This is a genomic window from Staphylococcus sp. EG-SA-14 (assembly GCF_017151935.1).
In the GTDB taxonomy this organism is placed as follows: Bacteria; Bacillota; Bacilli; order Staphylococcales; family Staphylococcaceae; genus Staphylococcus; species Staphylococcus aureus.
This window is the reverse complement of the sequence record NZ_JACVZM010000001.1, coordinates 60,945-78,741: the sequence shown is the minus strand read 5'-3', so window position 1 is coordinate 78,741 and position 17,797 is coordinate 60,945. Positions and strand designations below refer to the sequence as shown.

Annotated in this window: 18 protein-coding genes; 11 read left to right on the top strand and 7 right to left on the bottom strand. The window is 31.7% G+C overall.

The window, feature by feature from the left end; genetic code table 11:
- Window positions 1–73 precede the first annotated feature (73 nt).
- Window positions 74–1,129 (top strand): ABC transporter permease, encoded by a 1,056-nt coding sequence (locus tag IDG63_RS00395; RefSeq protein ID WP_000761395.1) that lies wholly within the window; start codon window positions 74–76, stop codon window positions 1,127–1,129.
- Complete coding sequence (locus IDG63_RS00390) at window positions 1,129–1,794, top strand: ABC transporter ATP-binding protein (RefSeq protein WP_001229911.1); 666 nt, start codon at window positions 1,129–1,131, stop codon at window positions 1,792–1,794. The genes IDG63_RS00395 and IDG63_RS00390 overlap by 1 nt, the downstream gene beginning before the upstream one ends.
- A 230-nt stretch (window positions 1,795–2,024) precedes the next feature.
- Here IDG63_RS00390 and IDG63_RS00385 read toward each other — a convergent pair whose 3' ends face one another.
- Window positions 2,025–2,993, bottom strand: a complete 969-nt coding sequence (locus tag IDG63_RS00385; RefSeq protein ID WP_001549718.1) for a YdcF family protein — start codon at window positions 2,991–2,993, stop codon at window positions 2,025–2,027.
- A gap of 194 nt (window positions 2,994–3,187) precedes the next feature.
- Between IDG63_RS00385 and IDG63_RS00380 the strand changes: the two genes are divergently transcribed.
- The 4 genes from IDG63_RS00380 to IDG63_RS00365 all read left to right on the top strand — a co-directional run bounded on the left by IDG63_RS00380 (window position 3,188) and on the right by IDG63_RS00365 (window position 6,742).
- Entirely contained in the window at window positions 3,188–3,643 is a 456-nt protein-coding gene (locus IDG63_RS00380) for a MarR family transcriptional regulator TcaR (RefSeq protein WP_000238542.1), read from the top strand.
- 239 nt (window positions 3,644–3,882) lie between these two features.
- A complete protein-coding gene (gene tcaA / locus IDG63_RS00375) occupies window positions 3,883–5,265 on the top strand; it encodes a glycopeptide resistance protein TcaA (protein ID WP_000833797.1) in 1,383 nt (460 codons plus the stop codon).
- 30 nt (window positions 5,266–5,295) lie between these two features.
- Window positions 5,296–5,424 (top strand): hypothetical protein, encoded by a 129-nt coding sequence (locus IDG63_RS00370; RefSeq protein WP_001792521.1) that lies wholly within the window; start codon window positions 5,296–5,298, stop codon window positions 5,422–5,424.
- 109 nt (window positions 5,425–5,533) lie between these two features.
- A complete protein-coding gene (locus IDG63_RS00365; RefSeq protein ID WP_000999168.1) occupies window positions 5,534–6,742 on the top strand; it encodes a putative multidrug effflux MFS transporter TcaB in 1,209 nt (402 codons plus the stop codon).
- Window positions 6,743–6,971: 229 nt separating this feature from the next.
- On the opposite strand, the gene IDG63_RS00360 is transcribed toward IDG63_RS00365, so the two are convergent.
- Window positions 6,972–7,523 (bottom strand): TetR/AcrR family transcriptional regulator, encoded by a 552-nt coding sequence (locus IDG63_RS00360; RefSeq protein WP_000828570.1) that lies wholly within the window; start codon window positions 7,521–7,523, stop codon window positions 6,972–6,974.
- A gap of 120 nt (window positions 7,524–7,643) precedes the next feature.
- Here IDG63_RS00360 and IDG63_RS00355 point away from each other — a divergent pair, with 120 nt between their 5' ends.
- Both IDG63_RS00355 and IDG63_RS00350 read left to right on the top strand, forming a co-directional pair.
- Complete coding sequence (locus IDG63_RS00355) at window positions 7,644–8,291, top strand: HlyD family secretion protein (RefSeq protein ID WP_000738250.1); 648 nt, start codon at window positions 7,644–7,646, stop codon at window positions 8,289–8,291.
- A gap of 12 nt (window positions 8,292–8,303) precedes the next feature.
- Complete coding sequence (locus tag IDG63_RS00350) at window positions 8,304–10,235, top strand: DHA2 family efflux MFS transporter permease subunit (protein WP_000213877.1); 1,932 nt, start codon at window positions 8,304–8,306, stop codon at window positions 10,233–10,235.
- Window positions 10,236–10,480: 245 nt separating this feature from the next.
- On the opposite strand, the gene IDG63_RS00345 is transcribed toward IDG63_RS00350, so the two are convergent.
- A complete protein-coding gene (locus tag IDG63_RS00345; protein WP_000184227.1) occupies window positions 10,481–11,119 on the bottom strand; it encodes a hypothetical protein in 639 nt (212 codons plus the stop codon).
- 207 nt (window positions 11,120–11,326) lie between these two features.
- Between IDG63_RS00345 and IDG63_RS00340 the strand changes: the two genes are divergently transcribed.
- On the top strand, window positions 11,327–12,247 hold the full coding sequence (locus tag IDG63_RS00340; protein WP_000620864.1) for an alpha/beta hydrolase fold domain-containing protein: 921 nt from the start codon (window positions 11,327–11,329) through the stop codon (window positions 12,245–12,247).
- 107 nt (window positions 12,248–12,354) lie between these two features.
- Here the strand turns inward: IDG63_RS00340 and IDG63_RS00335 are convergent, their stop codons facing one another.
- On the bottom strand, window positions 12,355–12,774 hold the full coding sequence (locus IDG63_RS00335; protein ID WP_000128656.1) for a hypothetical protein: 420 nt from the start codon (window positions 12,772–12,774) through the stop codon (window positions 12,355–12,357).
- Entirely contained in the window at window positions 12,771–13,262 is a 492-nt protein-coding gene (locus tag IDG63_RS00330; RefSeq protein WP_000234728.1) for a thioesterase family protein, read from the bottom strand. Before IDG63_RS00330 ends, IDG63_RS00335 begins: the two co-directional genes overlap by 4 nt.
- A gap of 96 nt (window positions 13,263–13,358) precedes the next feature.
- Between IDG63_RS00330 and corA the strand changes: the two genes are divergently transcribed.
- A complete protein-coding gene (corA, locus tag IDG63_RS00325; protein ID WP_001185431.1) occupies window positions 13,359–14,306 on the top strand; it encodes a magnesium/cobalt transporter CorA in 948 nt (315 codons plus the stop codon).
- A 30-nt stretch (window positions 14,307–14,336) separates the two neighbouring features.
- A complete protein-coding gene (fni, locus tag IDG63_RS00320) occupies window positions 14,337–15,386 on the top strand; it encodes a type 2 isopentenyl-diphosphate Delta-isomerase (RefSeq protein ID WP_086095920.1) in 1,050 nt (349 codons plus the stop codon).
- A 47-nt stretch (window positions 15,387–15,433) separates the two neighbouring features.
- On the opposite strand, the gene gltS is transcribed toward fni, so the two are convergent.
- Together gltS and IDG63_RS00310 are read right to left on the bottom strand one after the other, a co-directional pair.
- Window positions 15,434–16,642, bottom strand: a complete 1,209-nt coding sequence (gene gltS, locus IDG63_RS00315) for a sodium/glutamate symporter (protein ID WP_000571581.1) — start codon at window positions 16,640–16,642, stop codon at window positions 15,434–15,436.
- Window positions 16,643–16,978: 336 nt separating this feature from the next.
- Window positions 16,979–17,587, bottom strand: a complete 609-nt coding sequence (locus IDG63_RS00310; RefSeq protein ID WP_000348300.1) for a DNA-3-methyladenine glycosylase — start codon at window positions 17,585–17,587, stop codon at window positions 16,979–16,981.
- Window positions 17,588–17,797: the final 210 nt, after the last annotated feature.

Here is a 17,797-nt window from a genome sequence, read left to right as displayed (position 1 = left end):
CAATTGTTCATATTGAGTTCATATTTCAACCTTATACTGACGCTAAAGAAGAAATAGGGAGAAGTGAATCGATATGAAATTAGCGATAAAAGAGATTATGTTTTACAAATTTCGTTATATTTTAATCACATTAATCATTCTTTTATTAAGTATTATGGTGTTATTTATTAGTGGTTTAGCTCAAGGGCTTGGAAGGGAGAATATTTCGTTATTTGAACACTTTGATAATGATGAATATGTTGTTCAAAAAATGAAAGAGCCGCAAATTGAGAAATCGCAACTTAGTGATACGCAACAGAATCAAATTAAAAAGGTAATTCATCAAGAACCATATAAAATGAATATTCAAACATTGAAATTATCTAATAAAGAACAAGATGTGATTACAATGAATGACGTTAAACAACAACGCATACAACTTAAAAAAGGTGATTATCCTAAAAATGCTCATGAGGTCGCTATTAATGATAAGTTAGCTGCAGACAACATTAGAGTCGGGGATAGATTACATTTTAAAAATAATTCAACTAGTTATAGAGTTTCTGGTATTTTAAACGACACAATGTATGCGCATAGTTCCATTGTGCTATTGAACGATAACGGATTTAATGCATTGAATAAGGTTAATACGGCATTTTATCCAGTGAAAAATTTAACGCAACAACAACGTGATGAGCTTAATAAAATAAATGACGTTCAAGTTGTGAGTGAAAAAGATTTAACAGGTAATATTGCGAGTTATCAAGCAGAGCAAGCACCGTTAAATATGATGATTGTTAGTTTGTTTGCTATTACAGCAATCGTTCTAAGTGCATTTTTCTATGTTATGACGATTCAAAAAATATCACAAATTGGCATTTTGAAAGCAATTGGTATTAAGACAAGACATTTATTGAGTGCGTTAGTTTTACAAATTTTAACACTAACAATAATTGGGGTAGGTATTGCTGTGATCATCATAGTAGGACTATCATTTATGATGCCGGTAACGATGCCTTTTTACTTAACAACGCAAAATATTTTATTAATGGTGGGGATATTTATATTAGTAGCGATTTTAGGTGCCTCACTATCATTTATCAAATTATTTAAAGTGGATCCTATCGAAGCAATTGGAGGTGCAGAATAATGGCATTAGTCGTTGAAGATATCGTCAAAAATTTCGGAGAAGGTTTGTCTGAAACAAAAGTTTTAAAAGGTATTAATTTTGAAGTGGAACAAGGGGAATTTGTCATTTTAAATGGTGCCTCTGGTTCTGGGAAAACAACATTGCTAACGATATTAGGCGGATTGTTAAGTCAAACGAGTGGTACAGTGCTTTACAATGATGCGCCATTGTTTGATAAACAGCATCGTCCTAGTGATTTACGATTGGAAGATATTGGTTTTATTTTTCAATCTTCACATTTAGTTCCTTATTTAAAAGTGATAGAGCAATTGACACTCGTAGGTCAAGAAGCGGGAATGACCAAACAACAAAGTTCAACAAGAGCAATACAACTTTTAAAAAATATTGGTTTAGAAGATCGCTTGAATGTATATCCGCATCAGTTATCTGGCGGTGAAAAGCAACGTGTTGCGATTATGAGAGCATTTATGAATAATCCGAAAATCATTTTAGCAGATGAGCCCACAGCAAGTTTAGATGCCGATAGAGCAACAAAAGTTGTTGAGATGATACGTCAACAAATTAAAGAACAACAAATGATTGGTATTATGATTACACACGATCGAAGATTATTTGAATATGCAGATCGAGTGATTGAATTAGAAGATGGCAAAATAACTGATTAGTGGCTTGTAAAGACGCTAAATGTTAATGATTTAAGACATAGTAGTATAAAAGTTAGATAACAGAATACGATTTGGGTTTACAAAAAAGCGCGTCACTATTATATAAAATGATGACGTGCTTTAGTTTATTTATTTTCAATATAACAATTGTCTAATCAAGGATTAACGAATATTTAAAGATAGTTTGACGCAATATTAGAAACAACCTATAATAATAGTTTGTTTGTGGATTAACTATTATAAATAAAAGCGGCGTAAAGACATATAAACCAACTACTTGAACAATATAACGTTAATAACAATCTATACTGATACATTACGCCTAGATAATCTTTAATGAGCACATGTAAGAAAAAGTGATATGGTGTATGACTTCCGACACCATCGATAGATAAACCTAATTTTTGGGCTAGTCGTAAGGCGCGCAATACATGAAACTGACTTGTTACACAAACAATTTTAACTGCTTCATGATACAAATTGTTGATGATTTGTTTAGAATATAAAAAGTTTGTGTATGTATTTATAGAGTGAGATTCCATTAGTATATCTGTTTTATCAACACCATGTGCAATCAAATAACGTTGCATAGCTAAAGCTTCAGAAATTGGTTCGTCTGGTCCTTGTCCGCCAGATACAATAATCTTTGTTGCTGATGCTTGTTGTTGATAGATATCAAGTGCACGGTCTAAACGCGCTGCAAGCATTGGTGTGACAAATTCGGTAAAAATACCAGCACCTAACACAATTATGATATCGACTTCTTTGTTGTATGATCTATGTCTATATGATACTGTCCAAACGAGATAACAAATAAAGGTTAGTAACAGGGAAAGGCATAATATAGCTAACCACATAGACAAACCTTTCACAATAGGTGACTGAATCGTACTTATAAATAGAAGTGCTGATGTGTAGAGTACAAATTTATATGAAAAAGATAATAATTTTTTAATAAATAAGCGACTAGAAGTATGAGAAAATAAATATCTATGTTTGAATAGCATGATAATACTGATTATTATAAATGTTACAAACATAGACCAAGGGAAAGTATAGGTCATGATGCTATAGATGAGTGACAAAAATATCGATATGACAACTAAGATGTAGCATGTTAAATTTAACGTCAGAGTATAGTTGAAAATTAACGGACAAATAACGATAAGTATAAATATTAATAATAAATTCAATAACATACTGACACCTCGCTTATAATAAATATTAAATATAAATGTAGATGATTTAATTTATTAAAGCAAGGAGAACGCAGCAACATGTAAGTCTTAATTTGTTATATTATATATGGGTCAATATTTTTGTGTTTTTTAGATGTGCGATACAATGATTGCTGAGGATACTTTATAAAAATAGTAATTAGGGAGAAATAATTATGGTAAAACATTTACAAGACCATATTCAATTTTTAGAGCAGTTTATAAATAACGTTAACGCATTAACTGCAAAAATGTTGAAAGATTTACAAAATGAATATGAAATTTCATTAGAGCAGTCTAACGTATTAGGTATGTTAAATAAAGAACCTTTGACAATTAGTGAAATCACGCAAAGACAAGGTGTAAATAAGGCCGCAGTAAGCCGACGAATTAAAAAGTTAATCGATGCTAAATTAGTTAAGTTAGATAAACCAAATTTAAATATTGATCAACGTTTGAAATTCATAACCTTAACTGACAAAGGTAGAGCATATTTGAAAGAACGTAATGCGATTATGACAGATATTGCGCAAGATATTACTAATGATTTAAATTCTGAAGATATTGAAAATGTAAGGCAAGTATTAGAAGTCATCAATCATCGCATTAAAACATATAGCAATCATAAATAGGTTTTTGAAGGTGTTCAAATATAAGACTAAATATGTATGTATTGAACACCTTCTTTTTAGTTATAATTGAGAGAGTACTTTCATAAATAATGTAATAAGGTACAATTCTAAAGTAAAGTTAATCATTTCTTGAATTGTATTCTTGGGATAATATTTGTAAAATAATAATGGTAAAATAATGAAATAATTTTTGTGATATACATATAACAATTGAAGAGGAACAGAATTGAGGTGAAAGTATGAAATCTTGCCCGAAGTGCGGACAACAAGCACAAGATGATGTACAGATATGTACACAATGTGGACATAAATTTGATAGTCGTCAAGCATTATATAGAAAGTCAACCGATGAAGATATACAAACTAATAACATCAAGATGAGAAAAATGGTGCCTTGGGCAATTGGTTTTTTCATTTTAATCTTAATTATTATATTGTTCTTTTTACTAAGAAACTTCAATTCACCTGAAGCGCAAACTAAAATATTAGTGAATGCGATTGAGAATAATGATAAACAAAAAGTAGCAACATTATTAAGTACTAAAGATAATAAAGTAGATTCTGAAGAAGCGAAAGTATACATTAACTATATCAAAGATGAAGTTGGGCTTAAGCAATTTGTCAGCGACCTTAAAAATACGGTACATAAATTGAATAAGAGTAAGACCAGCGTAGCTTCTTATATTCAAACCAGATCTGGTCAAAATATATTACGTGTAAGTAAAAATGGCACACGTTATATCTTTTTCGATAATATGAGCTTTACTGCACCTACCAAGCAACCAATTGTTAAACCGAAAGAAAAAACAAAATATGAGTTTAAATCTGGTGGTAAGAAAAAGATGGTTATAGCTGAAGCAAATAAAGTGACGCCAATAGGTAATTTTATACCGGGGACATATAGAATTCCAGCTATGAAATCGACTGAGAACGGTGATTTTGCAGGCCATTTAAAATTTGATTTTAGACAAAGTAATTCTGAAACGGTAGATGTTACTGAAGATTTTGAAGAAGCAAATATATCTGTAACTTTAAAAGGCGATACAAAATTAAATGATAGTTCTAAAAAAGTAACTATAAATGACCATGAAATGGCATTTTCAAGTTCCAAAACGTATGGTCCATATCCACAAAATAAAGATATTACCATTTCAGCTTCAGGTAAAGCGAAAGATAAAACATTTACAACACAGACGAAGACGATTAAAGCTAGCGATTTAAAATACAATACAGAGATAACTTTGAATTTTGACAGTGAAGATATCGAAGACTATGTTGAAAAGAAAGAAAAAGAAGAAAACAGCTTGAAGAACAAATTGATAGAATTCTTTGCTGGATATTCTTTAGCGAATAATGCTGCGTTTAATCAGTCGGATTTTGATTTTGTATCGTCATATATAAAAAAAGGATCATCTTTTTATGATGATGTAAAGAAGCGTGTATCTAAAGGAAGTTTAATGATGATTAGTTCACCACAAATTATAGATGCCGAAAAACATGGTGATAAGATTACCGCAACCGTAAGATTAATAAATGAAAACGGTAAGCAAGTAGATAAAGAATATGAGCTTGAACAAGGCTCGCAAGACCGCTTGCAATTAATCAAGACATCAGAAAAATAGAGTATAAAACTTAAATAAGATGCATGTGTCATGGAATACAAACAACATCCTTTCAAAGTATTTACAATTAGTGTGAATTACTTTGAAGGGATTGTTTTTTGTGGAAAAATTTATGGAGTGCTGAGGTTTATATCATTTTATACCTTTTATAAGTTGTAATGATGTTCATGAAACTTGTGACTAATGCTAATATATAAAAGAGCATATTTAAATTTAGTTTCTGTTCGTGATAGTTATAAACTAATCATTATACAAAGGAGATAGTCATATGAATGATTTAACGTATTTTAACAAGCGTTCACCGATATTTATTATTATTTTAGGATCTTTGACTGCCATTGGAGCATTATCAATAGATATGTTTTTGCCTGGATTACCAGATATTAGACATGATTTTCAAACAACGACGTCTAACGCACAATTAACATTATCGATGTTTATGATTGGTTTAGCGTTTGGTAATTTGTTTGCTGGTCCAATTTCAGATTCAACTGGACGCAGAAAGCCGCTTATTATAGCTATGATTATTTTTACATTAGCAAGTTTAGGTATTGTTTTTGTACATAATATTTGGCTGATGGTTGCATTAAGATTTCTTCAAGGAGTGACAGGTGGAGCAGCAGCAGTTATTTCAAGAGCTATAGCAAGTGATATGTATAGTGGTAATGAACTAACTAAGTTTATGGCATTATTGATGCTTGTTAATGGTATTGCACCAGTTGTTGCGCCAACAATAGGGGGCATAATTTTAAATTATTCTGTCTGGCGTATGGTCTTTGTCATTCTGACTATCTTTGGTTTCGTCATGGTCATAGGTTCTTTATTAAAAGTACCTGAATCATTAACAGTGACAAATCGTGAGTCAAGTAGTGGATTAAAGACAATGTTTAAAAACTTCAAAATATTATTGAAGACGCCACGTTTTGTATTACCAATGCTCATTCAAGGTATGACATTTGTATTATTATTTACTTATATTTCTGCGTCTCCGTTTATTATTCAAAAAATTTATGGCATGACTGCAATACAATTTAGTTGGATGTTCGCAGGAATTGGTATTACGCTCATTATATCAAGTCAACTTACTGGGTACCTTGTTGATTTTATAGACTCACAAAAATTGATGAGAGGCATGACGATGATTCAGATTATCGGTGTAATTTTAGTGACGATTGTATTGCTTAATCATTGGAACTTTTGGATTTTAGCGATAGGATTTATCATTTTAATAGCACCAGTGACAGGTGTTGCGACACTTGGTTTTACAATAGCTATGGATGAAAGTAGTAGTGGTAGAGGGAGTTCATCAAGTTTATTAGGTTTAGTGCAGTTTTTATTTGGTGGTGTTGCATCGCCATTAGTGGGGGTAAAAGGTGAAGATAATCCTATACCTTACATAATTATTATTATAGCTACAGCAGTTATATTAATTATTTTACAGATTTATAATATGAGGGTATTTAAAACAAATCGATGATAAACATAGTTTCTTCTATTATATTGAATTGAAAAATTAAAAAACAAAACTTGAGCTATTCATAGACCTATGAATTTAGCATCAAAAATAAAAATGCCGAGATTATTATGTGGAAATCTCGGCATTTTTATATTGATAGCACCGTAACATATGTACTATTATCTATCCATTTGGTTTAACTTTATCTAGTTGTTTTATAGCATTTCTTTATTAGAATGAAACCGTATTATTAGTTTTGAAGTTTAATCGTATTAGCCAATAAAATGTCAGCAACTTCTTCAGGTGATTCATTACAACCATTCGAAAGCCAATTAATAAACACCCCAGCTTGACCGCCTATGATATATGTAACATAAAGCTGTTTATTGGTTACTGTAGTACTATAGTCATTCATAATTTGTTGATAGTAATCTCTCGCTAAATTTATATAGTCTATGAATAATGTTTTCATTGGATAGGTAACTAAAATGTCTTTGAAAAACTGCTCATTGTGCTTGATATACTTAGCAATAATAATGAAGAATTTATAAAGTTTAAGCTTATCCTGTTTAATATTTTCGAAATTATGATGTAGCGCGCTTAGAAGAAATTGGAATTTTTCTTTATGCTTTGAGTTGATGGTATCCAATAAATCAAATTTATCTTTGTAATAATCATAAAAAGTAGAACGATTAATATTACAATACGCGCAAATCATTTTAGTGGATATTTCTTGAAAAGGATATTCAGCCATCAAATCAACAAGTGCGTTTTGAATTTCTATTTTGGCTTGTCGTTTCATATTGTTACACCTTTGTGAATTTTAACCAACACTCTTATAAAAATTGTTGGTGTTTTTTTAGTTATCATGTCTCTATAATAAATAAAGTGAATTTTAAAAGCAAATAGGAGGAAATGTTTCATGAAAAAGATGATATTAATTAATGTCATTACGGTTGTTGTACTGTTAGCAATTGGGATTGCTGGCTTTTATTTCTGGAATAAAACAACAAGCTATGTAACAACTGATAATGCAAAAGTAAATGGCGATCAAATTAAAATAGCAAGTCCTGCATCTGGACAAATTAAATCACTTAATGTTAAACAAGGTGACAAACTCGATAAAGGTGACAAAGTAGCAACTGTTACTGTACAAGGTCAAGATGGCGAAACGAAAGATATGGATCTTAAAATGCCTCAAAAAGGTACAATTGCCAAATTAGATGGTATGGAAGGTTCAATGGTGCAAGCTGGTAACCCAATCGCTTATGCATACAATTTAGATGATTTATATGTAACAGCAAATATTGACGAAAAAGATATTAAAGATGTTGAAGTAGGTAAAGATGTTGATGTGACTATTGACGGTCAAAAAGCTTCTATTAAAGGTAAAGTTGATAGTATTGGAAAAGCAACTGCTGCAAGCTTTTCATTAATGCCATCATCAAATAGTGATGGTAACTACACTAAAGTTTCTCAAGTAATACCTGTTAAAATTACTCTAGAATCAGAACCGTCTAAACAAGTTGTTCCTGGAATGAACGCTGAAGTAAAAATCCATAAAAATTAAGGGGGTCATTAAATGACTACGACCTTCATTATTAGCTACATTATTTTAGCGCTCATTATTGTTGGGGTTATCAATTTATTTTTAATAAGATCAAGAAAAAAAGGCAAACGCCAACAAAAGGAACAACAATTTACGACACGTCAATCAAATCAATCTAAATTTAAAGCTAGTGATTTAGACAAAACAACTGATCAATCGACACAACGTATGACGCATGAAGAGTTGCGTGTTGACAATCAAGATGATCATAGCCAAGTTAGTCTAAATGGTTACACAAAGGGGTCTGAGAAAGATCAAGAAGCATTCACTAATAATAAGGATGAGGAAGCAGTTGCTGCTAAAAATCCTGAATCAGAAGAATATAAAGTGAATGAAAAAATAAAAAAAGAACATAAAAACTTTATTTTTGGTGAAGGTGTTTCACGCGGTAAAATATTAGCGGCATTATTATTCGGTATGTTTATTGCGATTTTAAACCAAACATTATTAAATGTTGCTTTACCAAAAATTAATACGGAATTTAATATTTCTGCGTCAACAGGGCAATGGTTGATGACGGGATTCATGTTAGTAAACGGTATTTTAATACCAATTACGGCGTATCTATTTAATAAATATTCATATCGAAAATTATTTTTAGTTGCGTTAGTACTCTTTACAATTGGTTCATTAATCTGTGCGATTTCAATGAATTTCCCAATCATGATGGTTGGACGTGTATTACAAGCCATTGGTGCAGGTGTACTAATGCCATTAGGTTCAATTGTTATTATTACAATTTATCCACCTGAAAAACGTGGTGCTGCCATGGGTACAATGGGTATCGCAATGATTTTAGCACCTGCAATTGGTCCAACATTATCAGGTTATATTGTACAAAATTACCATTGGAATGTGATGTTTTACGGTATGTTCATTATCGGGATTATCGCTATTTTAGTTGGTTTTGTATGGTTTAAGTTATATCAATATACAACAAACCCTAAAGCTGATATCCCAGGTATCATTTTTAGTACGATTGGTTTTGGTGCTTTGTTATATGGTTTCTCAGAAGCTGGCAACAAAGGTTGGGGTTCAGTAGAGATAGAAACAATGTTTGCGATTGGTATTATCTTTATTATTCTATTCGTTATTAGAGAATTAAGAATGAAATCACCAATGTTGAATTTAGAAGTATTGAAATTCCCAACATTTACATTAACAACAATTATTAATATGGTTGTAATGTTAAGTTTATATGGTGGTATGATTTTATTACCGATTTATTTACAAAATTTACGCGGATTCTCAGCATTAGATTCCGGATTGTTATTATTACCTGGTTCTCTAATTATGGGTCTACTAGGACCATTTGCAGGTAAATTGTTAGATACTATTGGTTTAAAACCATTAGCTATCTTTGGTATTGCTGTAATGACTTATGCAACATGGGAATTAACTAAATTAAATATGGATACACCATATATGACAATCATGGGTATCTATGTACTTCGTTCATTTGGTATGGCATTTATAATGATGCCAATGGTAACTGCAGCTATTAATGCGTTACCGGGACGACTTGCCTCTCATGGTAATGCTTTCTTAAATACGATGCGTCAATTAGCAGGCTCTATAGGTACAGCAATCTTAGTTACTGTAATGACAACACAAACTACACAACACTTATCAGCTTTTGGGGAAGAGTTAGATAAAACGAATCCTGTTGTACAAGATCATATGCGTGAATTAGCATCACAATATGGCGGACAAGAAGGCGCAATGAAAGTGTTACTACAATTTGTAAATAAACTAGCAACGGTTGAAGGTATTAATGATGCATTTATAGTTGCAACGATATTTAGCATCATCGCCTTAATTTTATGTTTATTTTTACAAAGTAATAAAAAAGCAAAAGCTACAGCTCAAAAGTTAGATGCAGATAATAGTATCAATCATGAATAAATAAAATAAATTAATTGAAGTGTGACTAATCAAAAATTATGTTGTGGGGACATGATTTTTAAAGTATCGGTGCCAAATATGGTTATCGATACTTTTTTTATTTGTTGATTTATAGAATGTTAGAGGAATTATATTAAAATTTGGCATTGACGTAGTAGGTCATTAATAAAGAAAAAGCAGGAAGTGGGTCAACGAAATGAATTTTGTGAAAATAACATTTCTGTCCCAATCCCTACTATATAACATTATTTTAAACGAGGCATGCGATTACGGAAGAATAAGCTTATAACAAGTAAACCGATGCTACAGCCAAGTAAAATGATGCCGTTATGAATAGCGTCAGCTTCTGTAATCACTTGATCTGGTGGTACATTTAAATAATATTTTTTGAAAACATCTGCAATTTCTTGTGCGAGTGCTTTAATAATATAACTGAAATACAATGTAATGACTAACATAATTGTTAACACTAAAATATTTACTACTTTTAGAACTGTGCGATTAAATACAATTGTCAGTATTGTTATGACTAGGCTAACGATACATAAAATAAAGAAACCGTTAAAGACTAAAATTAAGCGATCGATTCCTTGTTGTAAATCATTGATATTACCCAAATTAATATTTAATTGATGCATTTTTCCAATTGTCTCGTTAAAATTTTTAATGCCATCAAAATCTACAGATTCTTTGGTGAAGACAATATTAAAAATGGGTTGTTTCCACATGCTGTATCCAGCGATTGCGGTTAATATAACAACAATGATTTGAATAATCATGCTTACCAATGAACGTTTTTTCTTACCATATCGCTTACCACGATGAATATTCGGTTGTTGAAATGTCTCATCAAATGGTTCTAATCGTTGATTTGGATTTGTCATGCAAGGTACCTCCGTATAAAGTTCTTTTCTTTACTTATCAATATGTCTAGTTGTCTGTTATAATGATGAAAAATCACTGTTCAATTGTAGTCTTAAATTTGAAAGTGAAAAAGAAAATATCTTCTACATTATATACTTTTTTTGGCAAAGAATGTAGGGGATAGACAATCATTGGATACATAAAATATATAAAGGTAGGTTAAGACATTGATTAGAAACCGTGTTATGAATAGCGTTGTCAATAAATATTTGCTTCACAATCGCTCGATTATGTTTAAAAATGATCAAGATGTTGAAAGATTTTTTTATAAAAGAGAAATTGAAAATAGAAAAAAACATAAGCAGCCTTCAACATTAAATGTTAAAGCAAATTTAGAAAAATTGTCATTAGATGATATGCAAGTCTTTCGCTTTAATTTCAGACATCAAATTGATAAGAAAATTTTATATATTCACGGTGGATTCAATGCACTACAACCATCACCGTTCCATTGGAGATTGTTGGATAAAATCACTTTAAGTACATTATATGAGGTTGTACTGCCTATCTATCCAAAGACACCAGAGTTTCATATTGACGATACTTTCCAAGCGATACAACGTGTTTATGATCAATTAGTATCTGAAGTAGGACATCAAAATGTCGTAGTCATGGGTGATGGTTCAGGTGGTGCACTGGCATTATCCTTTGTACAATCTCTTTTAGATAATCAACAGCCATTACCGAATAAATTGTATTTAATCTCACCAATTTTAGATGCAACACTATCTAATAAAGATATTTCGGACGCCTTAATCGAACAAGATGCGGTTCTAAGTCAGTTTGGTGTCAATGAGATTATGAAAAAATGGGCGAATGGCCTACCATTAACAGATAAGCGCATATCGCCAATTAATGGCACAATAGAAGGATTGCCACCAGTTTATATGTTTGGTGGTGGACGTGAAATGACACATCCTGATATGAAGCTATTTGAACAAATGATGTTGCAACATCATCAATACATTGAGTTTTATGATTATCCTAAGATGGTACATGATTTTCCAATTTATCCAATTAGACAATCACATAAAGCTATTAAACAAATTGCCAAATCGATAGATGAGGATGTAACACAAAATAACTAATAACATATAAATGACCCAGTTACGATTTCATGCAAGATGATATTTGACATGAAAACGTAATTGGGTTTTGTTTTTGAAAATATAGCAAGGGTTATATAGACTAATTGTTAATGAGCTTCTGAGTGAAAATCACCAATAAGTGTATTGATATGTGTGATGATAAAGTATTGCCCTTTAATTTGATAAAATTGATCTAAAAAATTATCGAATTGACGTGGAATATCACTAAGTTCTGCAAAGTTAGCTGTTTTATCATAATTGCGATGAGCAACCTCATTTTGAAATTTATCATAATGTTCTAGGAAATGTTGATCTTCAAGCTGTTGTTCCACAATAGTCATAATATTATCGATGGCTTGCTTTTGTCCTTGAACATAAGCCATATGCACGCCACGCTTAAGTAGCTGATTTGCTGGTCCGTTAATGTATAACCCTTTTTGTGCATTTAATTCTGTTAATTCAAACTTAACATCATCTAATAAATCTAGTAATTCGATATGAATCTTTTGTTGTAATGCATCTGTCATTTTAATGCTCCTTTGTGTGGAATTGCTATTTTATGTCCTAATTGTTCAGGCCAAGTGATAGTTGATTGATTTTTATAATAGTGTGCTATTTGTGTTGAAAATGATTCAGGAAAAGCATCAGAACGACGTGTGTGCTGATTAATTCCCATCATCATTACTTCATTTGTTGATGCTAGTGTACCATCTTCTTTAGTTAATGTTAAAAATAAATGCAACCGCTTATAATCGTAATCATAAATATATAAAGTAACAGTAAATACATCGCCAAGAGACAATTCTGAGAGGTATGTCGTATGTTCTTCTAGTGTAAATAGCGTATATGCTAAATTTTCGCGTTCTTTTAAAGAAAGACCGTGGCTGTAATTAAAACGATTCACGACGTCACTAAAAATGATATTATAATTTGCATCATGCATATGATTGTTATGGTCAATGAATTCAGATGTTACGGTTTGAGTATGTGTAAAAAGTTGTTTGATAATAACCATCTCCTTAGTGACTATCATACTAAAATAAATTAAGACATACACGTTATTTAATTCATGATAAAATAATAGAGAATTCGTTATTTAGGGGGAGTATCGATGGCTTTAAAGATACGGTATCAAACTACATATGAACCGTTTAAAGTAGTTGATGATATCAAAGAGATACCAAAAGATGCGACTATTGTTTGGTATGATTTTGATGAACCGAATGAACAAGAAAATGAATGGTTTAAAGCACATTTTAATTTTAATGATTTAGAAGTGGATGATGCAATTAACGGTATGCCACGAGCTAAATATAAATCTTATAAAGATTATCAATACTTAGTATTCCATAGTATTATGGGGTCAAACTATTCACCAATAGCACTAAATATTTTTATACAAGACAATGTATTAGTAACATATCATCATCAAACGTTGGAATCATTAAATAAAGTAGTCTATAAGTATATGAATACATTAGATGCAGAATTAGATTGTGCAGATGTCGTCATATTAATTTTAGATATGATGGTTGATAAATATTTCAACTTTGTATATGCACTTGAAGATAGTGTTTATCATTTTGAAGACCGCCATGTAGATGATCGCTTTAATAAAATGGTCATGGATAGTGTCTTTAAGTTACGTTCGGATTTGATTAAAGTAAAACGTGTACTGTTTCCTATGCAAGAGCTAATTGATACAATGAAACAAAATGGTGATTTGATTATAGATAATAAACATTCGCTATACATTCAACATATCGATGACCACTTGATTAAGCAACGTAATATCATTCGTACTGCTCAAGAAATGACAAACGAAATACGAGAAAATTTTGAGTCATACACGTCATTTAGAATGAATAGTATTATGCAAGTATTAACGTTAGTATCAGTTATATTTTCACCGTTAACATTCATAGCTGGGATTTATGGTATGAACTTTGTAAATATGCCGGCATTACATTTACATTATGGATATTATATTTGCTTAGCTGTAATGTTTGTTATAGCTGTCGTATTAATCATCTTTTTCAGACGTAAAAAATGGTTTTAAATTAGAAATGACGAAAAGGTAGGTTTAATCATGAGTGATTTTCAAAGAGAACAGAGAAAAAATGAACATGTTGAAATAGCAATGGCCCAATCTGACGCAATGCATTCAGATTTTGATAAGATGCGTTTTGTGCATCATTCTATCCCATCAATTAATGTAAATGATATCGATTTGACATCACAGACGCCTGACTTAACGATGGCATATCCGGTTTATATTAATGCAATGACGGGTGGTAGCGAGTGGACGAAAAACATCAATGAAAAGCTAGCTGTAGTTGCAAGAGAAACTGGCTTAGCGATGGCAGTTGGATCAACACATGCGGCATTGAGAAATCCACGCATGGCTGAGACGTTTACGATTGCGCGAAAAATGAATCCTGAAGGCATGATTTTTAGCAATGTTGGTGCGGACGTACCAGTAGAAAAGGCTTTGGAAGCAGTTGAATTACTTGAGGCACAAGCGTTACAAATCCATGTTAATTCTCCTCAAGAATTAGTTATGCCTGAAGGGAATCGTGAATTTGTGACTTGGTTAGATAATATAGCGTCGATTGTATCACGAGTGTCTGTTCCAGTCATTATAAAAGAAGTTGGATTTGGTATGAGCAAAGAATTAATGCATGACTTACAACAAATAGGCGTCAAGTATGTCGATGTTAGTGGCAAAGGTGGTACTAACTTTGTAGATATTGAAAATGAACGTCGTGCAAATAAAGATATGGATTACTTATCATCATGGGGACAGTCTACAGTTGAGTCATTACTTGAAACAACGGCTTATCAAAGCGAAATTTCAGTTTTCGCGAGTGGTGGTTTACGTACACCACTCGATGCAATTAAAAGTTTAGCACTTGGTGCAAAGGTAACTGGTATGTCACGTCCGTTTTTAAATCAAGTTGAAAATAATGGCATTGCACATACAGTAGCTTATGTAGAATCATTTATTGAACACATGAAATCAATAATGACGATGTTAGATGCTAAAAATATTGACGACTTAACACAAAAACAAATCGTATTTAGTCCGGAAATATTGTCATGGATAGAACAACGTAACTTGAATATACATCGAGGATAAATAAAAGAGGAGGCGAAGGCCTCCTCTTTTATTTATGAGTTTGGTGTTTAACTAAACCATTGTATGAATCCCATAATGACTATAACACCAATTAAATCGATTAAGAATGCACCAACAATAGGTACAACTAAATATGCTTTAGGTGAGTTTCCATATTTTTTAGTAATAACATCTAAATTTGCCATGGCATTTGGCGTTGCACCAAGCCCATGACCGATAAAACCACCTACCATTACTGCAGCATCATAATCTTTTCCTAAACCTCTAAATAAAATTAAAACAGCAAATAAAATCATAACGACAACTTGAACTAAAACGATAATAATAAGAGGTATAGCAAGTTTATAAATTTCGATTAATTGAATGCTCATTAGCGCAAGAGATAAGAAAATACCTAATGCGACATCGCCAATTTGATTAGTAATTTTTAAATCTACAATATTAAAATTAAAACTTTCAGAGATATTTCGGACAATAACAGCTACAAATAATGAGCCAACGTAAATTGGAACATTAATCTCTGTTTGAGCTGTAAACAAATGACTGAAATAACTTCCAACTGCCATACAGAATACAACGATTGTAAATTGAATGAAGAATACTTCAGTGGCATTAAATTTACTATGTAAATGTTCGTTATATGCTACTTGGCTATAATCTTTAAATGTATCGTCACTATGTTGAGGCTTTAAGTTATAACGTTTGATTAAAAATTTTACAACTGGACCACCGATAAGCCCTCCAAATACAAGACCTAAAGTTGCAGCTGCAAGAGCCGCTGTCAGTGCCGAATCAATACCTAAATCTTGAATTGTCTTACCATAAGCAGCAGCATTACCATGACCGCCTTCCATAGACATGGAACCTGCTGTTAATCCTAACAAAGGTTTAATATTTAATACTTTTGCTAGTGATACACCAACTATGTTTTGAATGACTGAAATGATAGCACAAAACATAAAGTATAATAGCAAGACTTTGCCACCTAATTTAAATAATTTCAATGATGCACCAAGACCGATTGTCGTAAAGAATGCTAACATGAAGAAATCTTGAATGAATGAAGCATCTAATTTAATCTTAACCATGCCAAATGAATCCAAAGCCGCAACTAAAATAGCAAAGATTAAGCCGCCAATCACTGGTGCTGGTATACAAATACGTTTTAAAAAATTAACGTGATTAACGATAGCCTTACCAAGTAAATAAAGGATACAAGCTAAACATAATGTTGTAATTGCATTAAGTTCTATCATTTTCAAATCCCCCTTGTTGAATATCCCTCTCCCTAAATAAGCTTTTATATGTAAGCGTTATAAAAGGGCGCTTTTAACATTATACATGCAACAAATCAATATTTCTAGTTTTTGAAAATAATATCAATAATATTAATGCATCTAAATTTAATAATTATAAATAATTCTATTGTTATATTTTATAATTAAGAACAAGTTCAATAAGAGGAGATGAATCAAAAAATATGATGGATACAAAGAAAAACAATCAACCCATCCGCATGTTGACGGCACGATTGATTGACTTATAAGGAGATAGATTTCATTTTCATGATAGTAATCAATGAAAGATGGCATTTATTTCCAAGTATCTTCGGGAAACATACAATCTGATTTACGCATGCGAGACACAAATGGATTACCTTTCACTGTGTAACGTAAAGATTTATGTGTCCAATCACCTTTATTTGGAATACCGATTCGTGGACTAGCAATAATATCTTTAGGATATTTACGATTCTTAGTATCAATAGACAATCTACAGTCATTTAACGTAGCGCCATCGATAGCCCGTGGAATGTTAAATGCCTTAGTCCATTTTCCTGGGCCATTCGTTACCTCGTAGCCTTTCTTACCTCTGTTACGGAACATAGCGGATAAACCTTCTTCTGGTTCAATTGCGCGGATAAGTACGCCTTCAGGTATACCTTCAGATTTTGTTACAAAATTAATGAGTAAATGCGTATGCATGACATGTGCATAAATTGTACCACCACGTTTATATAATGACGTGACTTTAGGTGTTATTTTACCGCCATAGCCATGAGCCGCACGATCATTCAAACCTAAGTAAGCTTCCGTTTCCACGATGTAGCCTGTATACGTTTGAGTGGTATCCTGATAAATCACTTTGACACCTAATAAGTTTTTAGCAATTTGTCTTGTATCATTATTAACGAAATCCATAATATTCTCCTCGCAATTATATGATTAATTTAAATAAAAATGAAAAAGATATTTTTATTGTGGTAAATGTTTGATAAAATAGTATTGTTAAGAATTATAAAAATGTAAAGTATATACTTTGTTATGGAATATTTTATTTGCATAGATTGAGACTCTTTTAAACGTGAACATTGCAGTATGACATATTTTTAGTATAGTTAACGAAGCGTT